Below are 24,752 nucleotides of genomic sequence, written 5' to 3'. Positions count from 1 at the left end.
TTTGAGGCTGTTTTCTTAATGTAGAGGAAATTTAATAACAAAAACTGTGCCGCGGGAAGAAGTAGATAATAATTTAATCTGTCCTCCGTGGCTTTCTAGAATACGCTGAGCAATTGGCAGACCAAGACCTGTTCCACTATCTTTTGAAGTGGAAAACGGCTGGTACAGCGACTGCTGCATATGCAAAGGAATCCCTTTTCCATTATCTTCAATATACAGACAATAATTATCATCATGAACCTGTGAATAGATTGTAATGACTCCTTCTCCATCCATGGCTTCCATACTGTTTCGAATTAAATTATGAAGAACTTGTTTGATTTGTTTTTCATCTACCTTTAGTATATGCGGCTGCAGTTTCACATCAAAGATAAGCTTATCTTTTTCTGTAAATTTGCTTGAGTGAGTAATCAAAGGCAATAGCTCATTAATAATATCCTGCATACTGACTTTTTTCATTACCGGAGCTCCTGGTTTTGATAACAGCAGCATTTCTTCAATGATGTAATTAATCCTCTCTAACTCTTTCATAAGCAGAGGCAGGTAAAAACGCTTTTTCTCCTCATCAGAGAGAGACTGATTCATAAGAGATATAAATCCATGAATCACGGCAAGAGGATTACGAATCTCATGAGCAGCTCCGGCTGCCACTTCTCCAACTAGAGCAAGTTTCTCAGACTGATGCATTCGCTTTTCTAATTCTTCGGTATCCGATATATCAATGAAATAAAAAATTCTTCCGATGCTCTCGTTCTTCTCATTAAACAGCTGCGTTTGAGAGGCTAAAAAGCAATAGCACGTCTCTTTCGTTCCAAATAATACTTTTTTATTTTCGTGAATTTCTCCCGAATTCACCATGCTCCAAAATTCAGTATTATATTCAGGACATTCCTCCATATACCCGCAAATATCCTTTTCGTCGAGATCTAAAAACTGCTTTGCTGAGGTATTGGCAAATATACTATTTGTCTCATCTTCTATTGTGATAATTCCAACAGGCAGTGAATTTAAGATCTGCTGGCGATATGCTTTATCTTTAATGATTTTCCAAAATGAATCTTCTAAACTAACCGACATTTGATTGATAGAAGCCGAAAGCTGCTTCAGCTCGATTTGCTTTGTGTCTTGAAGAACAAGACCGTATTCTCCGTCTGCAATGTCATTCACTTTTTCAATCATTTGTTCAATTGGTTTCGTAAGGCTCGCACTCATACGATAAGAAACATAAAGAGAAGCCACAATAGCACTTACTGTTAAAATCAATAGTAAAATTAATGAATCTTTAATAATGACAGACAGTGTATCTGATAGTGTATCAAGTGAATCAACCGTCTCTTCTTTTGAACTATTAATATCTTTTTTTATCTGATGCAGATCCGGCAAATAATTTCTCTTAAGATACTCTTTTGCTCCCTCTATATCTCCGTACTTCAGCAGTCCCTGCACGTTATTAGAAATCTTAAAATCCAGCAGCTCAATTTTTTCCTTTAGTGGAATCAACGATTTTGGCACAGGCTGCTTATATCTTTCATTATTTTCGATAACTCGTGTATCATATGATTGATATTCTTCTATCAAAGAGACAGTGGGGTTCTTTAGATTATTTTTCACAATGTATTCTTTTATGTTCAGCTGCTCTTCCCAATAAGAAAGCCACACCATTTGAGGAACATCTTCATCTTTAATTTCGTTGCTTACATGATTCATTTTATCAATGGCATGCACTAAAACTAAAGAGAACCCGCTTAACATGAATGTAATCAAAAGAAGAATCGTTAATATTTGGCTACGGAATGACATGTTGCGAAATAATTGATTCATAATCATCTCTTTCTTTTTCATAGTTACTTCGGCTGTGTAGACATTCTAACTTTCGAATATAAAATTTGTTTTTCCCGCTTACTGTACATCGGTCCAAAAGGCGCTAGTTTATAAACACCGTCCCTGGCGTCAAGTTTGACTTCTCCAGATGGAAGACCTTTTTTACTAAAATAGTCTTTCATAATCACGTTGTAAGCTTGAGGAACATCATTTATCACACTTGTTAAAATAACAGACCTACCCATGTACGCCTGATCATCTAAATATCCTATTACGTACATTCCTTGTGTTTTCGCTTCTTGAATAACTTCTTGATTATACGAATTTCCTTTAGCATAGACGATATCGACACCTTGAGCTTTTAACTCGCGGAGCAGCTTTACTGCTTTTGCTCCATCGTCTCGGCTGTTTACAACTCGATAATAAAAAGCAATCGATGAATCATACGCTTTGATTCCTTGTTCGAATCCTGGATTTTTTTCTTTTGCAAATGTATCAAGTAATCCAATTTTTTTCGTTTTTGTCTTCATGGCAGCTGCCGTGCCTGCCAGGTGCTCTATTTTTGTTTGATCAAATGTATATACAGTTTGGTTTTTATACATTGAAGTACCGTGAATGGTGACGAAATGAACATGAGGATACTTAGGAGCTAGTTCTGTAAAAACGGTAGAAAATTCTCTTCCATGTCCAATTACGACTTTTGTTCCATTTTGAATAACTTTTTCAGCAGCTTCCTTCATTTTTTGGTTCGTATTTACTTCGCTAATAACTTGAGCCGAAACAGGATACTGCTGCTCGATGTTGATTTTTCCTTTATAAGCTAGACTGCCCCAGCTTTGATCTGTCAGTACATCAGAGGTGAGAATTGCAACGCTTGTGTTTTCTACTTTTTTTGTCGTTTGCTGACTTATAATCCCTTGTGTTTTCGAAATAATAATAATTAAAAACGAAGCGACAACAATCAGGGCAAGCAATAAAATCAGCCTTAACTGTCTTGATCGTTGCATAGACCTTCTCCTTTTTGTTTAGCATACTTTCATTATATAAAAAAAGCATCTAAAAAGACTACATCTTTAACGAAATTCCAACTTTTTTCGACATTTCTTTCATATCTTACCTTTTTTAACACTTTCATTCCAAAAGAAAAAAGCAGAAAACATCTGTTTTCTGCTTCTGCCTTCAATCTTCATCTTTTACATCCATATCTTCAGGGATAGGCTCATTTAGGTATTCTTCAATTTGTTTTTTGTACTTTTCCATTTGCTCTAAATGGGTGTTAAACTGCTCTTTATTTAATAAGTAGTTTTCACCATCAAATATAGCTCGTACTTTTCCTTCTTGAATCAATTTCTGCACATATTCTTCAGGAAAAGATAGATACTCTGCTGCTTCTTTTATCGTTAAATACATCCTGCTCCACCTTTTATACGTTGTAGTGTACCTCTTCTGTAGCTTTAACCATTAACTCATACTGACGCAAGCGAAGCTGGAATAATGTTAAAGGATCATGGTAAGCTTCAGGATTGGCTTTCATATGACTTAACACGTCTTGATTTTCATTAATATGCGCCTGTGTTTCTTCAATCGTTTCTTTTAAAACCTCTTTTGGCTTTTCAAAGAATAGTTCAATATCAACTTCTAAATTTTTCTCAAATAAATTAAATTGCATAAAAAACTTTGCCAGCATTGATTCTGTGATATCTTGATAGTCTTGACTTTCAATGTACTTTTTATATTGATTATAAAGCAGCGTTTGGTTTTGAAGAATGGAAGAAAACAGTTTTCCTGCTCCTTTTAACAAGAGCTGCGTTGGATTAACGCGAAGTAAAATATTTTCTTCATCCAGCTGAACCCGATTAGCCATACGATTAACGTCGCGACGCCAGTCGTCCAGTACTTTAAAATCGCAGACTAACGTTAATTTTTGCTCATTGTACATCTTATTTAATGACTCTGCTACTTCTTCAATGTCTACTTGACTCGCAATCAGCTCTTCATTTGATGTAGCAATCCAGTCCTTTAAAGAAATGCGGAACTTGGGCAGGACATCTTGCTGCAAGTGCTCTTCCACGCGCATATTCATTTGTTTATTTAGCTCAATATGAACCGTACTAAAATCACTGTCTTCCTTCACTAATTCTGAAGACTTTTTGAGTAAACGAGGAATTTTATTTTTTAGCTTTTTGCTAATATCCTCTTTGATTCCGTGATAAGCCGAAACAATACTACTCGCTTTTTCTTGTTCTAAGTCATCTACTCGATGCAAGAAGCCATTTAATCGCACAAGCATATCTTCGTTCCATTTAATGCTTTCAATCAAATGATTTTCTGTTTGATTTCTCTTCTCCACTAAGCTCTTTAGCATGCTTTGAATGAAGAACAGCAGTCTGCGCGCACGCTCTTCTACTCCAACGTCGTTTGGATCGTAATAGAAATTAGCTTTAATAAACTGAGCCAAGTCTCCGTGGTGCTGACTCGATACGTAGTGAGGCGTATAGGCTAATACATGTGCCTGCGGGAAATCAGCTCCAATGCTTGCTTCAAATTCTTTTGTAATTCGCTCAATCGTTGCTTGATTATAAAGACTGTCCATATTGTTGATGACAAAATGAACTGGCGTATTTGGCGCATGCTCTTTTATCTCCAGCAATAATTCTTTTTCTTCATCAAGCAGCGATTCTTTTGCATCAAGCACAAACAGTAAACCATCTGCTAAAGGAGCATATTTAAATGCATCCTGCTCACGTGCCTCTTGTTCTGTAAAGCTTGGCGTAATAATGCATGAACAATTATGCTTATCAAGGAACGCAAAAGGTTTTTTCACTTCTACAAGCGCCTGGTGAGGAGATTGCTCCGCTCCGTCAATCGTTTCCATCGGAATGATTTCTTGATCAGCGATTTGCTGGATAGATTCTTCCTCATCATGAATGAACACAAAGGTTGTTTCGTGATTTTGCGGTACCTTTTCTTCTGTAATCGATCCCACAAATGAAGACGTTGCAGCATTTGTTCCTGTAATTAATAAGTGTGTCGTATGAGCATCTAATAAAAAATCTACCCACCATTTAAAGGTGTGCCCCACTTCTAAACCATTTTCATTAGCCCATTTAATAATGCCATGGCAAAGCTTGTAGTGATATTCAAGACCATCAATGTCGTTACGCGCCTCAAAAATTAATCTGCCTGCATTTTCGATTGTAATGGTATCAATAGTTGACGGAAACTTTTCATTCCATGAAAGTACGGCTGCAGACGGAAATAACGCACGTGACTTATTGGTAATTTTAAGCCAGTTTGTTAATACGTTCGGAATGACTTCATGCAATTCCTTTACAGAATGATCACTTTCCATTAAGTCGGTATACGTCTCTTGATAAAGAGTTGAAATCTCTTGCCAATAATCATAGAGGCCCACTTCAATATTCAAGAAAATATCATTGATAGTTTTAATCCAAGCAAGATAAGGAGGCTGGCTCTTATATTGTTTCCATAAAGCTGAGACAAGCTGTTTGAAATACACTTGATCCACTTTGTAAAATGCAATCATCACTTGATAAAAATAGTTAGGGATAAAGTTTGCTGTATATCCTTTATCTACGTAAGTCTTTAATACCGCAAACCAATTTAACGATTCTGTCCGAATACACTCATCTACCGCAAGCTCCACTGCGCTGTTAAAGTCTTCTTGCTCTTCATAAAATCTGCGTGCAATCGCCGTGACGTTTGGATAATCCGGCTGAGAAGCAACCAGCTCGTTAATGACTTCATAAGCTCGTTCAATATTGTTATGGTCCGTATAAAGCGAAAACAGCTTTAGCGCTATTTCAGCTTTTAATACTTTTGAATCCGTTTCGATGGATAGGTAAAGCTCTTCAGCTAGCGTAGACAATCCCAACTCATAATGCGCGTCGGCTGTATTTTTCTTCGCCCACAGCTTAAATTCACCATTTACATTCTCCCACTTAAAAATCGCGGACTCAAAATCTTGATTATGGAAGTAAACTTCTCCCTGGGCTAAGCGAACGAGCGATAAGTCGTACCACTCTTTTTGCTGCTCTTCGTAATAAGCTTGTCCAAGGACCTTTACAGGCGGCTGATTTTCATTTTCTTGCATAAACGTTTCGTAATATTTCTTTTTCGTTAACTGATATTCTACCGTCATATAGTCTCTCCTTTTTGATGTCAATATTTTATGTACTCTATCAAATTCCCTTTTTTATACTTTTCATACACGATATTTTCTTACTCATATTTTACGCAAAAAAAGCCTCAAGAACTACTCTTAAGGCTTTTTTTATAACTTTTATACTATAAAAATGGCTATTTATCATAAATGGGCGCTGAAATAACAAATATATTAATAGGCATCCCGTCGAAACAGCCCCATTACTTCTACCGTTTCCGTAATATTTACGAAAGCTTCAGGATCCACCGATTGAATTAACTGCTTGAGGTTTGCAAGCTCATAGCGTGAAATCACCGTCATTAATATTTTACGGTCTTCTCTTGAATAAGCTCCTTCACCGTTCATTAACGTCACGCCGCGCACCAAATTCGTAAGAAGCTGCTGCTTCATTTCTTCACCTTTTCTCGTAATAATGGTTAACGTGAGCTTAATATGGCGAGTATGAATTGCATCCACTACTTTTCCTGTGACGAAAATCGAAAGCATCGTATATAAAGCCGCGTCCCAATTCACAAAAAAACCTGAAACAAACACAACCACGGCATTCATCGCTGATAATATAGCGCCAAGCGGGAATTCTTTTTTATGCGTAAGAAGCATCGCAATAATATCAAATCCACCTGTCGAAGCTGACTGACGAAAAACAAACCCTACGCCAATTCCAGTTAAAACTCCTCCAAAAACAGCTGACAGAATAGGATCTGTACTAACAGCTCTCAAGGGAATCACGTATAAAGCAATTGATAAAGCCACAACGGACAGCAGGGTATGTAAAACAAACCGCTTTCCTAACTTCATAAAACCAATAATTAAAAGGGGTAAATTCAACAAAAAATTCATTGTTCCCGTGCTTGCAGGCGTTAAAATTCCTATAATCATAGCAATACCGCTAATGCCGCTGCTTAACACTTTATGGGGGATTAAAAACCAATTGTATGCAAATCCAATTAACACAGAACCTGCTATAATAGCAATTGCTCTATACATGATGTCCCTTCACCTCTTACCACAAATATAATGTTTTCATTTATTGCTTCTTTATTATAATTCCTAAAATATTGAAAACCTTAAAAAAAGTATATTCAGAAATTTGTTGTGTTGGTGGGGTGGACAAACGGCAAAATAAAACGGACATAACGGCAATTAGCGCTTTTATATCGAGTTTTATCTGCTTTTGGTATGAGCACTCTAACTTTGTCTTTTTCTTGCTTATTCAAAATAAAAAGCTGCTATCTTTACTAAGATAGCAGCTTTGATGAAGAGTTATTTTAATTTTAAGACCGCCACATTCTCCACATGTGTCGTATGCGGAAACATATCAACAGGCTGAACTTCAACCGTCTCATATCCGCCTTTTTCTAAAATAGCTAAATCACGCGCAAGAGTTGCTGGTCCGCATGACACATAGACAACTTTTTTCGGCTTCATGTCAATGATGGTATTCAAAAGAGCTTCGTCGCATCCTTTTCGCGGCGGATCTACGACGATGACGTCCGCTTTGATGCCTTGTTTGTACCAGTTTGGAATGACGACTTCTGCTTCGCCTACTTCAAATTCAGCGTTGTGAATACCGTTTAGCTCAGCGTTTCGCTTTGCATCTTCAATCGCTTCAGGCACGATTTCAACGCCATATACTTTTTTCGCTTTTTGAGCGAGAAATAACGAGATTGTTCCGATTCCACAGTAGGCGTCAATTACCGTTTCTTCTCCTGTTAAATCTGCATACTCAAGCGCTTTGTCATAAAGCATTTTCGTTTGCTCAGGGTTTACTTGGTAAAATGATTTTGCTGAAATGGCAAATTTAACGTCGCCGATATAGTCGTAAATATATTCTTCTCCCCAAAGTACGTTCGTTTGGTTCCCTAAAATGACGTTTGTACGCTTGCTGTTTACGTTTTGAACAATTGATTTTACGTTCGGCACGGCTTCGATAATGTCTTCTATAATACGCTTTTTGTTTGGCAGCTCAGCTGTACGAGTCACAATTACAACCATGATTTCACCCGTTACAAGCCCGTAACGCGCCATGATATGACGAAGCGAGCCTTTATGTTTTTGTTCTTGATAAGCAGAAACGCCATGCTTTTCACAGATTGATTTGACTGCTTGAACAACATCATCATTTGCCTGCTGCTGAATCAAACAGGCATCCATGTTAATGATGTCGTGGCTTCGCTGCTGATAAAACCCAGCGACCAAACCGCCTTCTCGTTCTGCTACGGGCACTTGAGCTTTGTTTCGATAGCGCCAAGGATCGTTCATTCCTAGCGTCGAATGTACCGGAACGTCAGGTAAATGACCAATTCGCGCCATGACGTCTTTTACTTGCTTTTGTTTAAATTGCAGCTGTCCTTCATAGCTTACATGCTGCAGCTGACAGCCTCCGCACTGCTTGTAGACCGGACAAGGTGCTTCAACACGCTGTTCACTAATTGTATGGTGTTTGATAAGCTTGCCAAACGCATAGCCTTTTTTTACTTTAATGACTTTTACTTGGCCGCTTTCGCCGGGCAGCGCATTTTGAACGAAAACAGGAAATCCGTTCACTTTCGCTACACCCGCTCCGTCATGCGTTAAATCTTCAAACGCAACATCTATATATTCATTTTTTTCTACAGGTGGTTTTAATTTTTCCATTTATCGTTACATCCTTTTAATCATTTGAAAATGCTGAACTGATTGTACCATAAGAGCGAAAGCCAAACAAAGAAAAGCATGAAAAAAGATCGCAATTAGGCGATCTCATTTTTTTCCATCAATTCAGCTGTTGCTTTTGGAACAAAGATTTCTACATGGCGATATAAGTTTACAAATTCTCCAGGCAATAACCCTCCGTACTCGCCATCTAGGTTTAGCTGCATTTTATCATTCGTATGAATTTTAACACGGTTCGCTTTTGTATAAATAATATGAGGATCATTGATATGTTCTCCTCGCAGCGCAAGTGTCGCAATTCGAATAAATTCAGCTAAATTTGCTTTCTTTAAAATAATCAAATCAAACATACCGTCATCTAAAGAAGAATCTGGTGCCAGCTTTTCAAAGCCGCCGACTGAGTTCGTTAAGGAAACGAGGAAGAACATAATCTCGCCGCCAAAGAATTTTCCGTCATACTCAATTTCAACAGATGTTGGTTTAATAGAAGGAAGCATTTCCATGCCTTTTAAATAGTAAGCTAGCTGTCCAAGCATTGTTTTTAACTTGCTTGGCACTTCATATGTTAATTCAGTTAAACGGCCGCCTCCGGCGATATTTACAAAGTAATGCGTTTCTCCGTCGTTTGTTACACAGCCCAAGTCAATTGGCTTTGTTACGCCTTCTACAATGACATCAATAGCGCCTTCAATCGTGCGCGGCACATTAATGGCACGAGCAAAGTCATTGGTTGTTCCAACAGGAATAATACCTAGCTGCGGGCGATAGTCTTGTCCGGCAATACCGTTTACGACTTCATTGATGGTACCGTCTCCACCGGCTGCAATTACAACGTCAAAACGACGTTCTACCGCTACTTTAGCAGCTTCTGTTGCATCACCAGCACAAGTTGTAGCATGACAAGATGTTTCGTAGCCTGCTTGCTCTAGCTTTTGCAAGACTTCCGGTAAGTTTTTCTTAAAAATTTCACGGCCCGATGTCGGGTTATAAATAATTCTCGCTCTTTTCATATTCATCATCCTAATAATGATAATTTGTCACAAATCTTTGCCTACTTTTATCAGTGAAAGAATGCCCCCTCACATTACATCATCAACAAGAGGGGGCATGAACAAACATATTATAAAGAAATTAACCTTGATATACAATATTCACGTTTCGGTTTTTATTCATACCTTCAGCGCGATCGCCCTTACTCATAATAAATGTGAGATGGATATCCACCTCACATTTAGTTATCAAATTTAGCGTTTATTAATTTCTTCTAAAAGAATTTTATTAACCATCGGTGGGTTCGCTTGGCCTTTTGAAGCTTTCATAATTTGACCAACTAAGAAGCCAATTGCACGATCCTTACCGTTTTTGAAATCTTCAATAGATTGAGGGTTTGCATCTAATGCATCTGTTACGAATTTACGTAAAGTTGCATCATCAGAAATTTGTACAAGACCTTTTTCTTTTACAATTTTCTTTGCATCTCCGCCATTTTCAATTAATTCTTTGAATACTTTTTTCGCAATTTTAGACGAAATTGTACCTTCTTGAATTAATTGAATCATACCAGCTAGACCTTCAGGTGTTAAGGCTACATCTGAAAGTTCTTTTTGGTTTGAGTTTAAGTAAGCAGAAACTTCACCCATTAACCAGTTAGAAGATAGCTTCGCGTCTCCGCCCGCAGCAAGCGTTGCTTCAAAGAAATCAGACATTTCTTTTGTTAGCGTTAATACCATTGCATCATAAGCAGGTAAACCAAGCTCTTCTACATAGCGCTTTTTACGAGCATCTGGAAGTTCAGGAATCGAAGCACGAACGCGTTCTTTCCACTCTTCGTCGATGTGTAATTCTAATAAGTCAGGCTCTGGGAAGTAGCGGTAGTCGTCAGATCCTTCTTTTACACGCATTAGAATTGTTTCGCCCGTAGACTCGTCAAAACGGCGTGTTTCTTGCTCGATTAAGCCACCAGACAATAACACTTTTTCTTGACGAATTTCTTCGTGTTCAAGACCGCGGCGCACATAGTTAAATGAGTTTAAGTTCTTTAACTCAGCTTTTGTACCGAACTCTTCTTGTCCAACTGGACGTAAAGAAATATTGGCATCACAGCGAAGTGAACCTTCTTCCATTTTACAATCAGATACGCCTGTATATTGAATAATTGATTTTAATTTTTCTAAATAAGCATATGCTTCTTCAGGAGAACGCATATCTGCTTCTGATACAATCTCAATTAGAGGTGTACCTTGACGGTTGAAGTCTACTAGTGAATAGCCATCGCCTGTATGCGTTAACTTACCAGCATCTTCTTCTAAATGAAGTCGGTTGATACGAATACGCTTCGTTTCACCTTTAACTTCTACTTCAATCCAACCGTTCTCGCCAATTGGTTTATCAAATTGAGAGATTTGATAAGCTTTTGGGTTATCCGGATAGAAATAGTTTTTACGGTCAAACTTTGTATCTGTTGCGATTTCACAGTTTAGCGCAAGCGCTGCTTTCATTGCAAAATCAACTGCTTCTTTGTTTAACACAGGTAATACTCCAGGATAACCTAAGTCAATTACACTTGTGTTAGCATTTGGAGCCGCACCAAATGCGTTTGGACTTGCTGAGAAAATTTTAGATTTTGTCTTAAGCTCAACGTGTACTTCAAGACCAATAATCGTTTCAAAGTTCATCTTTATCTCACCCCTTACAGTGCTGGTTTCGCTTTATGATGCTCAGTTGCTTGTTCGAATGCATGAGCAACACGATAGATTGTGCTTTCGTCGAAATGCTTACCGATAATTTGTAACCCTAATGGCAATCCATTTGATAAGCCGCAAGGCACAGAAATACCAGGTACTCCAGCAAGGTTTACTGGGATTGTTAAAATATCGTTTGCATACATTGTTAATGGATCGTCTGTTTTCTCACCAATTTTGAATGATGGAGTTGGTGTAGTCGGTCCAATGATAACGTCATAGTTTTCAAATACAGACTCAAAGTCTTGCTTAATTAACGTACGTACTTGCTGTGCTTTTTTGTAGTAAGCATCATAATAACCAGAGCTTAACGCAAATGTTCCAAGCATGATACGGCGTTTTACTTCGTTTCCAAAGCCTTCGCTTCGAGACTGCTTGTACATTTCGATTAAGTTCTCAGCATTATCTGTACGATATCCGTAGCGAACGCCGTCAAAACGAGATAAGTTAGCAGACGCTTCAGAAGAAGATAATAGATAATACGTAGCTAATGCGTATTTAGAGTGTGGAAGCGATACTTCTTCCCAAGTTGCGCCTAGTCCTTCTAACACTTTTAGTGCATCTAAAACAGACTGGCGAGCTTCTTCGCCCACACCTTCGCCTAAGTATTCTTTTGGAACAGCAATTTTAAGACCTTTTACGTCACCTGTTAAAGCAGATACATAATCCGGTACATCAACATTAGCAGAAGTAGAATCCATTGGGTCTACGCCTGAAATTGCTTGAAGTAAGTATGCATTATCTTCAACAGAATTTGTGATTGGTCCGATTTGATCTAAAGAAGATGCAAATGCCACTAATCCGTAACGAGATACGCGACCATACGTTGGTTTTAATCCGACAACACCGCAATAAGCAGCTGGCTGACGAATTGAACCACCTGTATCAGAACCTAAAGAAAACGGAACTTCGCCTGCTGCTACAGCTGCAGCTGAACCACCGCTAGATCCACCTGGTACGTAATCTAAATTCCATGGGTTGCGCGTTAACTGAAGACCTGAGTTTTCAGTTGAAGAACCCATTGCGAATTCATCCATATTTAATTTACCGATGGTTACCGCTTCAGCTGCCTGCAATTTTTGAACAACTGTTGCATCATAAATCGGATCAAAGTTTGCTAGAATTTTACTAGAACAAGTTGTACGTAAATCTTTTGTGACAATATTATCTTTTACACCGATTGGCATACCAAATAATAGGCCAAATTCATCTTTTGTTTGTAGTGCTTCATCTAGCTCTTTTGCATAAGCACGAGCATTGTCTTCATTAAGCGCTAAGAACGCACCTACTTTATCATCTACTTCATTAATACGTTTATATGATTCGTCTACTAAATCTTGTACACGTACTTCTTTCTTGTGTAAAAGGCTATGTAGTTCTGAAAGTTTACGATCGAATAAAGACATCGTAAAGCCTCCTTCCTTATTCTAAAATAGTTGGTACTCGAATGTAGCCATCCTTGTGGTCTGGCGCATTTTTTACTACGTCTTCAATTGGTAAACCTTTAGCTGGCTTATCTTCACGCATTACGTTTTTCATATCCAATACGTGAGAAGTTGGTTTTACATTTGTAGTATCTAACTCATCTAATTGTTCTGCATATGTAATAATAGCATCTAATTGTTTTGTAAATAGTTCTGCTTCGTCATCCGTCACCGCAAGTCTCGCTAAGTTTGCAACGTGTTTTACTTGATCAACAGAAATTCTTGACATGTTCCTTCACCTCCGAATATTCGTCCCACTACAATATACTGATAATACCAAACTTCACTAGCAACAGGCAACATTTCTGAGACTAGTTCCTAAAATATTAAAAACCCCGCCAGGCAAGACAGGGCTTACATTTATCACTTCTATTTTATACCAAATCCATTTCATTCAAACAACATTCCATACTTTTCCTTCGTCATAAAATATTTCTCTCTTGCATAGGTATAAAATAACCTTCTTTTTAGAAAAGATAGATAGAAAGAGAAACATGCTTCAGATGAACACACCACCATGTTTTAATTTCACTAGTCTTTGGGAAAGTAAAGAAAACGAATAACTACTTTACCGTAAAAGAGGTGCTATAAAAATTGAATAAAATACTTATACAGTCAGTCATCCACCAGCGCCCTGAGTATCAGCAAAGCGGAAGATGGTTTGTATTAGATGAAGAATTCAAGTGGGATTTGTCCACCTTGCAAAAAGATGTTTTTGCTTGTTTAAATAAAGCCTTTCATATTCCTATAATTTTTTGTGATTCATGCGAAGCCAATAAAATTGTCTCTGCTCTTGGAGAAGAAGAAGCAGAATACCTGCAGTTTGCATCAGGCGTTTACTGGCGAGAAGTCGGCATTATATTTATTTTTAAATTTGATGACTATCTTCCGCTTATTGAAACGATCTTTCACGAGCTGCGCCACTATATTCAAGATCACATCCCTTATTATCAGAAAGAATTTGAGCTGGATAAAAAGCGCCCGTATGAAGAGCGGACAACTGAACAAGATGCATTTGCATTTGCTGCTTATTATCTTGCTAAGTTTACAAGACAAAATTCTCACGCCATTCCTTCATAGGAGGCAATTTCATAGAATTAGAAAAAGACACTGCTTGAGCAGTGTCTTTTTTGCTTACTCTTCGTAAATATGAACGAACGGCTTGTCCTCATCTGCTTTTCTAACAATGAGAGCTTCAGGTCCGCTTACTGAGTTAATAGAGATACTCGTTTCCATATATGAAGGGAAATGATCAAGCATTAAACCAGCAACGTACTGAGTAAATCCTACAATTTCACCTTTTCCGTAAAATTGGACGGGAATATCAATCGTCATTTTTTGAAGCTGTCCATCTTTGTAATACCCTTTCCCTACTACGCTTGTAAAGTTCGGGAAGTAGTCTTCGATTTGCGCTTTGAACTCATCAAATTTCATCGCATCATCTCGGTGATCTTTTGTTGCATCTGATGATGGGAATAAATAATATTTCTCGTCTAAATCATCCCAGCTGCCAACGGCCGTATCATTTGAACCTGCATTTCCGACAGCCATAAAGTTACCTGGCGTTAAAGAAGCCTTAGCACTTTGTTTAAATAACGCTACTCGAATTGGAACGTTTTCTAAGCCCTTGATATTACGCATCCGCTGCACAATTTCATCGGCCATCTTTTTGCCTTGCTCTTCAATATTTTTATCAGTTAGTTGTTTTTCACGAGCATAACCATTTTCTTCTGTATAATAATGAACAGAATTCATCGCCAGGCCAATTGTGACGCCTCCAAGTTTTACCTTGTCGTCTCCGTCTTGGATAAGGTAATCTTGCTCAGTAATGTTCGCTAAGTACATTGGACTTGTTTCGTTACGAGTTTTCAAATCGCCTTTTTCTGTATCAATTGGGTTTAATCCATTATTCTTAAGTTTCTTTTTCGCCGTAGCATCTTTTGTTTTGCTTTGAAGATCTTTAAACTGTTTATCGCTCAGCTTACGGCTTAACCATGAGCGAATAGTATCTTTATCAAGGTACTGGCCTTCTTGATACACATATTTTTTCGGAGAATAGCTATCTGTCGATAAGCGCATTAAACCTGTTTCAAATTCTTGCGCATCCAAGCGGTTGTTTAAGTTTGCTGCTACTAAGCCTCTTGCCACTCCCGCTTTAAATGGAAGAATTGTTCGGTAATAATCATCTGAAATACTATACTTCGGAATAACTGCTTTTTCTTTCTTGTTGTTGGTTTGTTGAACAGTCTCTTTATCGTCCGAAAGATTCGGTGCACACGCTGAAGTTACAAGCATGACCGCAAGAGAAAGTAACAATATCTTTTTCAACTACACACACCTCTTATTTATTTAATTCCGTAAGTAGCCTTGCCTCATCCCATACTTCAATTTCAAGCTCGTTAGCTTTTGTCAGTTTGGAACCAGCCTCTTCCCCTGCCACAACAAGGTCTGTCTTTTTACTTACGCTTCCTGTGACTTTACCGCCAAGTGCTTCAATTTGTGCTTTTGCCTCATTGCGAGATAGCTGTTCAAGCTTACCTGTTAATACAACGGTTTTACCAGCAAAAACAGAATCTACATTTTCTACACTTACAAGCTTGGGTCCTTTGTATGTAAGGTTTACTCCATACTCTTTTAATTCATGTATAAGTTCTTGAACCTCTTCTTGTGTAAAGTAAGCGACAATAGCATCAGCCATTTTGGCACCAATTTCATTAATTGCCACTAATTCATCATACGTTGCTTTTGTTAACTTGTCTATGGTTTCAAAGTGCTGAGCTAACGTCTTTGCAGCTTTTGCTCCGACATGGCGAATGCCCAAGCCAAAAAGCAAACGCTCAAGCGAATTTTTTTTCGATGCTTCGATGGCCGCAATCAAATTATCAGCAGATTTCTCACCCATGCGCTCAAGCTCGATTAACTGCTGTTTTGTCAGCGTATAAATATCCGCTACATCTTTAATTAACTGTTCGCGAAATAATTGCGATATAACTTTTTCACCAAGTCCATCAATGTTCATCGCATTGCGGGACACGAAATGAATAAGTCCTTCACGAATTTGAGCAGGACAGCTTGGATTAATGCAGCGAAGCGCAACTTCTCCTTCTAAACGCACCAGTTCACTTTCACATTCCGGGCAGTGAGTAGGCATCGTAAACTCTTGCTCTTCTCCCGTTCGCTTCTCCTCAATCACATTCACTACTTCAGGAATAATATCTCCTGCTTTTTTCACTACGACATAATCTCCGATGCGAATGTCTTTTTCACGAATCAAATCTTCATTGTGAAGAGACGCACGCTGTACCGTCGTACCTGCTACTTGAACCGGCTCCAAAATAGCTGTTGGCGTAATGACCCCTGTCCGGCCTACCGTCAGCTCAATATTTACAAGCTTGGTTACAACTTCTTCAGCAGGAAACTTATAAGCAATAGCCCAGCGTGGACTTTTGGCCGTTGTTCCAAGCTCAGCCTGCTGATCAAATGAATCTACTTTTACAACAATGCCATCAATATCATAAGATAGTTCTGGACGTTGCGTTTGCCAGCTTTCGATGTAAGCAATCACATCATCAATGGTTTCACACGTCTGTCTTTCTCTATTTGTTTTAAAACCGAGCTCATCGAGCAAATTCAAACTTTCGCTGTGAGAGTCGATTTCTAATTCTCCTGTATCAGTCATGGCATATACAAAGATATCTAAATTACGTTTTGCCGCAATTTTAGGATCTAGCTGACGCAGTGAGCCTGCAGCTGCGTTACGCGGGTTAGCAAACGGAACTTCATCCCTTTCCATTTTTGCTTCATTAAGTGCTTCGAATGATTTTCTCGGCATAAATGCTTCTCCGCGAACTTCCATTGATAACGGTTCTTTAATTCGCAGTGGAATAGAGCGAATTGTTTTTAAGTTTTCAGTAATATTTTCACCCGTCGTACCGTCTCCGCGCGTAGCCCCCAGTACTAAGTATCCATCTTCATAGCGAAGAGATACAGCTAGGCCGTCAATTTTAAGTTCGCATACATAAGAAAACTCATCTCCAACGGCTTGGCGCACTCGGCGATCAAAATCCCGAAGGTCTTCTTCATTAAATGCATTTCCTAAACTTAGCATAGACGTTTGATGCTGAACCTTCTCAAACGCATCGAGCACTTGGCCGCCGATGCGCTGAGTAGGTGAGTCAGCTGTTTTTAATTCTGGAAATGATTCTTCTATCTCAATTAACTCATTCATTAACTTATCGTATTCTGCATCTGGAACAGATGGCTGATCTAACACATAATATTCATAGCCATATTGATTTAATAAGTCACGTAATTCTTGAACGCGTGATTTTGCTGTCTCAAACTCCATATTCTAGCTCCTTTTCACGATTACACTTTCGTAACCGGGGCAAATTTAGCAAGCAGTCTTTTTACACCTGTAGGACTAGGAAAAGCAATGTCTAATTCTTTTGAATCTCCTTCTCCTTTTACACTTACAACTGTACCAATTCCCCATTTTTTATGCTCGGCCTTATCTCCAACGCTCCATCCAATTGATTCACTGCCTGTTGACACAAGCTTCGTTTTTGCCACGGCCGCTTGTCGGCGCGCTGCAAACGGCGAAGCTGAAGCCCCTGAACGACCAGCAGCAGGTTTGCGCATTGCTTCATTTAAAGATTCCACAAGCTCGCTTGGGATTTCCCCAATGAAGCGCGACTTTGGATTAACGTTTGTTTTACCAAATAGTGTGCGCATTTGAGCATTTAATAAATACAATTCTTGTTCAGCACGTGTAATCCCTACGTAGGCTAGGCGTCGTTCTTCTTCCATTTCATTATCTTCGAATAATGATCGGCTATGAGGGAATACGCCTTCTTCCATACCCATTAGGAAAACAACCGGGAACTCTAGACCTTTTGCTGAGTGAAGCGTCATCAGAATCACTTGTTCGTTCTCTTCTTCTTCCTCATCATCAAGCTTATCGATATCAGCAACAAGTGCTAAATCGGTTAAAAATGCTACTAGGCTTTTATCTTCGCTTGCTTCTTCAAACGTTTTTGTAACAGATAAAAACTCATCAATATTCTCTAAGCGACTTTGTGCTTCAATTGTTTTTTCTACTTTAAGCGCTTCACGGTATCCTGTTCTTTCTAATACTTGTTCCACAAGCTCTGTTACAGACATATAGTCTTGCATTTGAGCTAAGTTTGAAATCATTGATTGGAAGTCACGAAGTGCCTTTGTTGCTTTGCCCGTTAACCCCATCAATTCTACTTCATCAAGCGCTTTGAAAATAGAAATGTCATGAACGTTTCCGTAATTGGCTACTTTATCGACTGAAGTAGCTCCAACTCCGCGCTTTGGAACGTTCACAATACGAGCTAAGCTAATGTCATCATCTTGGTTGGCAATTAAGCGCAAGTACGCAAGCAAATCTTTAATCTCTTTGCGGTCGTAGAACTTAATGCCGCCGACAATTGTATAATTAATATTGGATTTTAACAGCACTTCCTCCATCACACGAGACTGTGCATTTGTACGATACAAAATGGCAAAATCACTGTATTTACGCTTTCCGCTGTCTACTGCTTCTTTAATTTTACGTGCTACAAACTGTGCCTCATCATGCTCACTCATTGCTTGGTAATGATAAATCTTCTGGCCTTCATCGTTTTCCGTCCATAAGTTTTTCACTTTACGATTCATATTGTTTGCAATGACGCCGTTTGCCGCAGCCAAAATCGTTTTCGTTGAACGATAATTTTGTTCAAGCAAAATGGTTTTGGCTTTTGGGTAATCTTTTTCAAATGACAAGATATTTGTAATATCAGCCCCGCGCCAGCGGTAAATAGACTGATCTGAATCCCCTACTACGCATACATTTTCAAATCGTGCAGCTAGCAAACGAACAAGCATATATTGCGCATGGTTTGTATCTTGATACTCGTCCACATGAATATATTGAAACTTGCGCTGATAGTACGTTAACACTTCAGGAACTCGTTTAAATAACTGAATCGTTGTCATAATTAAATCATCAAAATCGAGCGCTTGGTTTTTCTTTAAGCGCTTTTCATACTCTTTGTAGACTTTGCTTACAACTTCTTCATATGGTCCCGCTGCTGTTTTATCAAATTCTTCCGCTACTTTCAGCTCATTTTTAGCTGAACTAATGCTTCCTAATAGCGAGCGCGGATCGAATTTTTTAGGGTCGATGTTTTGATCTTTTAAAATATTTTTAATAACGGACAGCTGATCCGTTGAATCTAAAATCGTAAAGTTGCGATTAAAGCCAATACGATCAATATCTCTTCGTAAAATACGTACGCACATCGAGTGGAACGTTGAAATCCAGATATCTTCCGCTACTCCGCCAACGATACTTGCCACACGCTCTCTCATCTCACGAGCTGCTTTGTTTGTAAAAGTAATGGCTAAAATATTCCAAGGTGCAACTTCTTTTTCTGCCATTAAAAACGCAATTCGATGCGTTAATACACGTGTTTTTCCACTTCCTGCACCGGCCATAAGTAATAGTGGTCCGTCTGTTGTTTTAACTGCCTCTTGCTGCTGAGGGTTTAATCCTGTTAATAATTTTTCACTTAAAAAATTCACGTTTTCACCGCCTATATCGAACATATATTCTCTATTCTACTTTATTTATTTTTCACTGTGCAATATTCTTTTTTACTGCTTTTACAGTTTTTAACGCTTCCGCTAAATTTGTATAAATAACATTTCCTACAATAACCGTATCGGCTAGCTCTCCCATCTCACTCGCTTGCTCTTTTGTCTCAATACCTCCGCCGTAAAATAACTTCGTCTCATTTAGCGAATTTTTAACTTCTGCCACTAATTCAGGATCTCCATACGTTCCGCTGTATTCTAGATAGAAAACGGGCAAATGAAACATGCGTTCAGCCATACGAGCATACGCTACAACGTCTTCTGTGTTCAAATCTGTTTTCGCTTCCGTTAGCGCAGCTACTTTTGCTTCGGGGTTAAGTACGCAGTATCCTTCTACAAAAATTTCATCCCAGTCCATGATTTCTCCGTATTCCTTCATCGCCCCGTGATGTAAATCAACAATCCACTTTGGATCCTTGCTGTTTAAAACGGTCGGAATAAAATAAGAATCAAACCCAGGTGTTACAGAGTCAATTGTTGATACTTCAAGCGCACACGGCACCGTATAGCGGCGAATCCGCATTAACAGCTGCAGTACATTGTCTAGAGTCACTCCGTCAGATCCTCCGACAAGAACCGCATCCGTGCCGGATTCGCAAATTTTTTCTAAATCTGCATCTGAAATCTCTTTATTAGGATCTAATTTAAAGACATGTCTCCACTCTTTAATATCATACATATATGTTCCTCCATTTCTTTACACTTAAAAGTTCGCGCTCGTCCATTTGTTCATTATAACAAAACTAAGAGGGTGAAATGAAAGGAAAACCGAACTTTTCATTACGTTTTTTGTTTTCAAAAAATATGTATAAAAGATATGGTTTTATCCTCAAATTCCGGAAGAAAACATCACAAAAAAAGCCCATTTTGCACAAGGTTATTGTTTCTCTGCATAGGATATGCTAATATATAGCTACTAAAATTCATATGATATACGCTGAAGGATCAATAGTACTTAAATCCTCTTCACAAAGCGAACTAGGGACGGTGGGAGCCTAGAGAATGGTTTAAGGAAAAGGCAATCTGGAGTATATACAGACGAAGGTGGATACATTTTGTATCAACCAGGGTGGAACCGCGGGAAAAACTCTCGTCCCTGGGCATATTGTTGATATGCCCAGGGACGAGAGTTTTTTTGTACCCGCTCTTTTTGTTTCGCTTGAATCACTACCATTTACAGGAGGAATTAGAATGTCAAAAACAATGGATCAAATCGTATCTCACGCTAAACACCGCGGCTTTGTATTTCAAGGATCTGAAATTTACGGCGGTCTTGCAAATACATGGGATTACGGCCCGCTTGGCGTAGAATTAAAAAACAATATTAAAAAAGCATGGTGGAAAAAATTCATTCAAGAATCTCCATACAACGTTGGTTTAGACGCTGCGATTTTGATGAACCCAAAAACATGGGAAGCTTCTGGTCACTTAGGAAACTTTAATGACCCAATGATCGACTGTAAGGATTGTAAAGCTCGTCATCGTGCCGATAAATTAATTGAAGAAAAACTTCAAGAAAAAGGCATTGAAATGATCGTAGACGGCCTTTCATTTGATGCAATGGCTGACTTAATTAAAGAACATGAAATTACATGTCCTGAGTGTGGTTCAGCTAACTTCACTGAAATTCGTCAATTTAACTTAATGTTCAAAACGCACCAAGGTGTAACTGAAACATCAACAAATGAAATTTACCTTCGTCCTGAAACAGCTCAAGGTATTTTCGTAAACTTTAAAAACGTTCAGCGCTCAATGCGTAAAAAGCTTCCGTTCGGTATCGGCCAAGTGGGTAAAAGCTTCCGTAACGAAATTACACCTGGTAACTTCACATTCCGTACGCGTGAATTTGAACAAATGGAACTTGAATTCTTCTGTAAACCAGGCACTGAATTAGAGTGGTTTAACTACTGGAAAGAAACATGTAACAAATGGCTTCTTTCTCTTGGTATGAAAGAAGAAAACGTTCGTCTTCGCGACCATGATGATGATGAACTTTCTCACTACAGTAATGCAACAACGGACTTTGAATACAAGTTCCCATTCGGCTGGGGCGAACTATGGGGCGTAGCTTCTCGTACAGACTATGACTTAAAGCAGCATATGGAACACTCTGGAGAAGACTTCCAATATGTTGATCAAGAAACAAACGAACGCTATGTACCTTACTGCATCGAGCCTTCTTTAGGCGCTGACCGTGTAACATTAGCTTATATGATTGATGCATATGAAGAAGAAACGTTAGAAGATGGCTCTTCTCGTACAGTTATGCAGCTTCACCCTGCTTTAGCACCATTTAAAGCTGCTGTATTGCCACTTTCTAAAAAGCTTTCTAACGAAGCTCGCGCTGTCTTTGAAGATTTAGCAAAATACTTTATGATTGACTATGATGATGCTGGTTCAATCGGGAAACGTTACCGTCGCCATGATGAAATCGGTACGCCGTTCTGTATTACATTCGACTTCGATTCATTAGAAGACAATCAAGTAACAATCCGTAACCGCGACACAATGGAACAAAAACGTGTTGCAATTAGCGACCTTAAAAATATCATTGAAGAAGCAACTCAATTTTAATTAAAAAATAAGCGTATGGCTGCTTCAGCCATACGCTTTACTTTTGATTTGAATCTTCTTGAAGGCGTTCTAACACCATTTGATACGCATCGCTTCCATAATTCAAGCAGCGTTTAACACGGGAAATAGTTGCTGTGCTTGCTCCAGTTTCCGTCTCAATTTTATGGTACGTGTTGCCTTCTCTTAGCATTCTTGCCACTTCTAAGCGCTGTGCTAATGATTGAATTTCATTAACTGTACATAGGTCATCAAAAAATTGATAGCATTCTTCAATGTTTTCTAATGATAAAATCGCTTGAAATAGCTGATCTAATTCTTTTCCTCGTAGTTTGTTGATTTGCATCGTATCGAACTCCTTTATCATTGGCTTTCTTTACTGGTTGTTTCTATCTATAAAATACAGTTTCTATATTTATTTGCACATACATTCATTCTGTATGAAGACAGCCAATTTCATACAAATTTCAAATTCCTTTGATACTTTTATATTTTAACGCATTATAGACGGAAAAAGTACTTTTTTATTCATAACATCATAAATTCCTACTGGCGTGATACGAATATAAGGCAAATGTGTAGACGAAAAGAACAGCAGTGAATAGACAGGATCATCGTGTTTGTATCCTCGCTCCCCCAGCACTTTCTTGAGTTCTACCTCTCGTTTACTTAACTCCTCCATCGGCAGATTCGACATGACTCCTTTTAACGGAAGATCCAGTTCGTATACTACTTTCTCATCTTCGGTAATGACAATACCGCCTCCAATTTCTTTCATACGTTTAAATGCACACATCATATCTTTTTTCGATTTTCCAATTAAAATAAAATCACCTGTATTTGAAAATGAACTCGCCAGTCCCGATACATTTGTCGCAAATCCTTTTAACAGCGTATTGATCCGCCACTTGCCTTCTCGGTCCACCAGCACTAAAAAACTTTCATCATGATCAGAGGCTAATACATCTCCGCTCACATTCAAGTGAATTGAATACGGCTCCATAATAACAGCATTTTTCATTTTTACGCCTACTGGCATGGAAAATTGAAAATCGTCCATCGTTAAATCAAAGTCCAACTCTAGCGGTGAAAAACCAAACTTTCCCCAAGGAAATTCTACTGAGGCTAATGCTTGTTCTTTGCCTTCTTTTTTCATCCACTTTCCTTTTGCTAGTACAGAGACCGGAGTAGGCCGCATAGGATCTTCTAAAATATTAATATTAGCCACACAGCCTGTTGCTACATGCCCGTGCAAATGTTCCATGTTATAATAGCGAGCAATATTTACAGACACCATATTATAAGCATCTAACACGGGAACCCCTTCTGAAATAGCTAATGTAATTAACATATCTGACACGCCATTTTGGTAAAAAGAAGGCGGAGAACCGTCTGTATTCATCGTAATATGGTCAAAATAATCTACCTGCAGCTCTTTTAACTCCTGTAGCAATTTTGGCAAATCTGGCCGAATTGAAGAGTGGCGCAAAGCAACGTCATAGCCTTGCGTTAACCGAGCAACAACATCTTCCCCTGTCATAGACTCATGATCGCTGTCTGCCCCTAGTAATTTCATTTTTGCCAAGGTAAATGCTGATGCCCCCGGGAAATGTCCTTCAATATGCTTTCTCATCCTTTTTGTCTCTTGAACCCAGTGAAGCATTAAATCATCCCCGTCTAAAAGCTTCGGCCAACTTGTCAGTTCGCCTCCTTGTAAGACAGCTTCATTTTGTAGCCAAGAAGTAATGTTCGTATGTGAGAAGATGTCAGCCTCTTCATCAATTTCCGTCTGCGAATCAAATCTGCACCACCAGTACAGCGATTGTGGTAACGTTTTCATTTCTTCAATCAATGAAAATGCCGTTTTTTGTTCAAGCTGTAAAGCGAGAATTAAATTATCATTAAATAAAGTCGTTGTTCCGTGCTTGGCTGCATATTGGGAAAAAGTCTGGGGATTATATAACTGAAACGGGTGAACATGCGGCTCAATATACCCAGGAACCACATATTTCTCACTGCAGTCTATAATCTCTGTAGAAGCGTCTGTGTGCTTAGGCATCTGTGAGCCAACGTATACAATACGATCTTGGTAAACCCAAATATGTGCTTTTTTCCACTGCTTCATTCGAGCGTTCAAATATGTTGCATCTTTTAAGACAATAGTTGGTGCTTTTTGACCGTTTAATACTAAGAGCTGCTGTCTAATATGTTTGCTTTTCCAGCGGTATCTTTGTTCCGGCATGCTAAATTCCCCCTAATTTACTATGTATTTTTATCGTAACACATCCTTGATGTAAACGCATTCAGAAACTGTTATTAATTTTATGAATAAAGGTGATAAAACATGAAACCAAATATCGGCATTGTTAACGCATTAATTCGACTTACACTGGGCTTTACCCTTCTTTCTTGGACAACATCTCGTTTATCTCGCAGACCGTACAAAGATTCATACATCTTCCTAGGGTTAATGGGAGCTTTAAAAGTGGCAGAAGGTATCACACGTTTTTGCCCCCTTACGTACGCTTATGATTCATGTCAAAAACACGATGAACATGAACACCATCCAAATGGAAATGAAGAAACGTATAATCCTTCGTAAGGTAAAAAGGAGAGCCTAAGCTCTCC

The 24,752-nt window shown here is 38.7% G+C and carries 19 protein-coding genes; 3 read left to right on the top strand and 16 right to left on the bottom strand.

Annotated features, from left to right (window positions below):
- Window positions 1–15: 15 nt before the first annotated feature.
- The 10 genes from MKY06_RS01560 to gatC all read right to left on the bottom strand — a co-directional run bounded on the left by MKY06_RS01560 (window position 16) and on the right by gatC (window position 13,116).
- Window positions 16–1,821: an ATP-binding protein gene (locus MKY06_RS01560; protein WP_025601308.1), complete on the bottom strand. Its 1,806-nt coding sequence runs from the start codon at window positions 1,819–1,821 to the stop codon at window positions 16–18.
- Between the two features lie 23 nt (window positions 1,822–1,844).
- A complete protein-coding gene (locus MKY06_RS01555; protein ID WP_025601306.1) occupies window positions 1,845–2,828 on the bottom strand; it encodes a BMP family ABC transporter substrate-binding protein in 984 nt (327 codons plus the stop codon).
- A gap of 172 nt (window positions 2,829–3,000) precedes the next feature.
- Entirely contained in the window at window positions 3,001–3,231 is a 231-nt protein-coding gene (locus MKY06_RS01550; RefSeq protein WP_013055062.1) for a helix-turn-helix domain-containing protein, read from the bottom strand.
- 13 nt (window positions 3,232–3,244) lie between these two features.
- The gene (locus MKY06_RS01545; RefSeq protein WP_025601303.1) at window positions 3,245–5,983 is read right to left on the bottom strand and encodes a GTPase domain-containing protein; all 2,739 of its coding nucleotides are present in this window, start codon (window positions 5,981–5,983) and stop codon (window positions 3,245–3,247) included.
- A gap of 195 nt (window positions 5,984–6,178) precedes the next feature.
- Complete coding sequence (locus MKY06_RS01540) at window positions 6,179–6,994, bottom strand: YitT family protein (protein ID WP_013055060.1); 816 nt, start codon at window positions 6,992–6,994, stop codon at window positions 6,179–6,181.
- A gap of 276 nt (window positions 6,995–7,270) precedes the next feature.
- Window positions 7,271–8,644 (bottom strand): 23S rRNA (uracil(1939)-C(5))-methyltransferase RlmD, encoded by a 1,374-nt coding sequence (rlmD, locus tag MKY06_RS01535; RefSeq protein WP_025601301.1) that lies wholly within the window; start codon window positions 8,642–8,644, stop codon window positions 7,271–7,273.
- Window positions 8,645–8,739: 95 nt separating this feature from the next.
- A complete protein-coding gene (locus tag MKY06_RS01530) occupies window positions 8,740–9,672 on the bottom strand; it encodes a diacylglycerol kinase (protein WP_016762783.1) in 933 nt (310 codons plus the stop codon).
- Window positions 9,673–9,906: 234 nt separating this feature from the next.
- The gene (gene gatB, locus MKY06_RS01525) at window positions 9,907–11,337 is read right to left on the bottom strand and encodes an Asp-tRNA(Asn)/Glu-tRNA(Gln) amidotransferase subunit GatB (protein WP_013055057.1); all 1,431 of its coding nucleotides are present in this window, start codon (window positions 11,335–11,337) and stop codon (window positions 9,907–9,909) included.
- Between the two features lie 14 nt (window positions 11,338–11,351).
- Complete coding sequence (gatA, locus tag MKY06_RS01520) at window positions 11,352–12,809, bottom strand: Asp-tRNA(Asn)/Glu-tRNA(Gln) amidotransferase subunit GatA (RefSeq protein WP_013055056.1); 1,458 nt, start codon at window positions 12,807–12,809, stop codon at window positions 11,352–11,354.
- Window positions 12,810–12,825: 16 nt separating this feature from the next.
- Complete coding sequence (gene gatC, locus MKY06_RS01515; RefSeq protein WP_013055055.1) at window positions 12,826–13,116, bottom strand: Asp-tRNA(Asn)/Glu-tRNA(Gln) amidotransferase subunit GatC; 291 nt, start codon at window positions 13,114–13,116, stop codon at window positions 12,826–12,828.
- Window positions 13,117–13,481: 365 nt separating this feature from the next.
- On the opposite strand from gatC, the gene MKY06_RS01510 reads away from it, so the two are divergent.
- Window positions 13,482–13,967: a DUF3920 family protein gene (locus tag MKY06_RS01510; protein ID WP_025601294.1), complete on the top strand. Its 486-nt coding sequence runs from the start codon at window positions 13,482–13,484 to the stop codon at window positions 13,965–13,967.
- 54 nt (window positions 13,968–14,021) lie between these two features.
- Here the strand turns inward: MKY06_RS01510 and MKY06_RS01505 are convergent, their stop codons facing one another.
- From MKY06_RS01505 to MKY06_RS01490, 4 genes are read right to left on the bottom strand one after another with little or no spacing between them, the layout of a single operon-like run.
- Window positions 14,022–15,215 (bottom strand): CamS family sex pheromone protein, encoded by a 1,194-nt coding sequence (locus tag MKY06_RS01505; protein WP_013055053.1) that lies wholly within the window; start codon window positions 15,213–15,215, stop codon window positions 14,022–14,024.
- Between the two features lie 13 nt (window positions 15,216–15,228).
- Window positions 15,229–17,235 carry an NAD-dependent DNA ligase LigA gene (gene ligA, locus MKY06_RS01500; protein ID WP_029324662.1) on the bottom strand — a complete coding sequence of 669 codons (2,007 nt, stop codon included), beginning with the start codon at window positions 17,233–17,235 and terminating at the stop codon, window positions 15,229–15,231.
- 20 nt (window positions 17,236–17,255) lie between these two features.
- A complete protein-coding gene (pcrA, locus tag MKY06_RS01495; protein WP_013055051.1) occupies window positions 17,256–19,481 on the bottom strand; it encodes a DNA helicase PcrA in 2,226 nt (741 codons plus the stop codon).
- Between the two features lie 52 nt (window positions 19,482–19,533).
- Window positions 19,534–20,232, bottom strand: a complete 699-nt coding sequence (locus MKY06_RS01490) for a heptaprenylglyceryl phosphate synthase (protein ID WP_029324664.1) — start codon at window positions 20,230–20,232, stop codon at window positions 19,534–19,536.
- 512 nt (window positions 20,233–20,744) lie between these two features.
- Between MKY06_RS01490 and MKY06_RS01485 the strand changes: the two genes are divergently transcribed.
- Window positions 20,745–22,127, top strand: coding sequence for a glycine--tRNA ligase (locus MKY06_RS01485; RefSeq protein WP_013055049.1), 1,383 nt, complete (start codon window positions 20,745–20,747; stop codon window positions 22,125–22,127).
- 37 nt (window positions 22,128–22,164) lie between these two features.
- Here MKY06_RS01485 and MKY06_RS01480 read toward each other — a convergent pair whose 3' ends face one another.
- Both MKY06_RS01480 and MKY06_RS01475 read right to left on the bottom strand, forming a co-directional pair.
- Window positions 22,165–22,470, bottom strand: coding sequence for a YerC/YecD family TrpR-related protein (locus MKY06_RS01480; protein WP_013055048.1), 306 nt, complete (start codon window positions 22,468–22,470; stop codon window positions 22,165–22,167).
- A gap of 147 nt (window positions 22,471–22,617) precedes the next feature.
- A complete protein-coding gene (locus MKY06_RS01475; protein WP_029325693.1) occupies window positions 22,618–24,366 on the bottom strand; it encodes an adenine deaminase C-terminal domain-containing protein in 1,749 nt (582 codons plus the stop codon).
- Between the two features lie 102 nt (window positions 24,367–24,468).
- Here MKY06_RS01475 and MKY06_RS01470 point away from each other — a divergent pair, with 102 nt between their 5' ends.
- Window positions 24,469–24,726: a YgaP family membrane protein gene (locus MKY06_RS01470; RefSeq protein ID WP_016762773.1), complete on the top strand. Its 258-nt coding sequence runs from the start codon at window positions 24,469–24,471 to the stop codon at window positions 24,724–24,726.
- Window positions 24,727–24,752: the final 26 nt, after the last annotated feature.

The sequence above is a fragment of the Priestia sp. FSL P4-0332 genome, from assembly GCF_038005845.1.
Taxonomy (GTDB): domain Bacteria; phylum Bacillota; class Bacilli; order Bacillales; family Bacillaceae_H; genus Priestia.
Note: the sequence above shows the minus strand (reverse complement) of the source record. Positions and strands in the feature narration are given on the sequence as shown.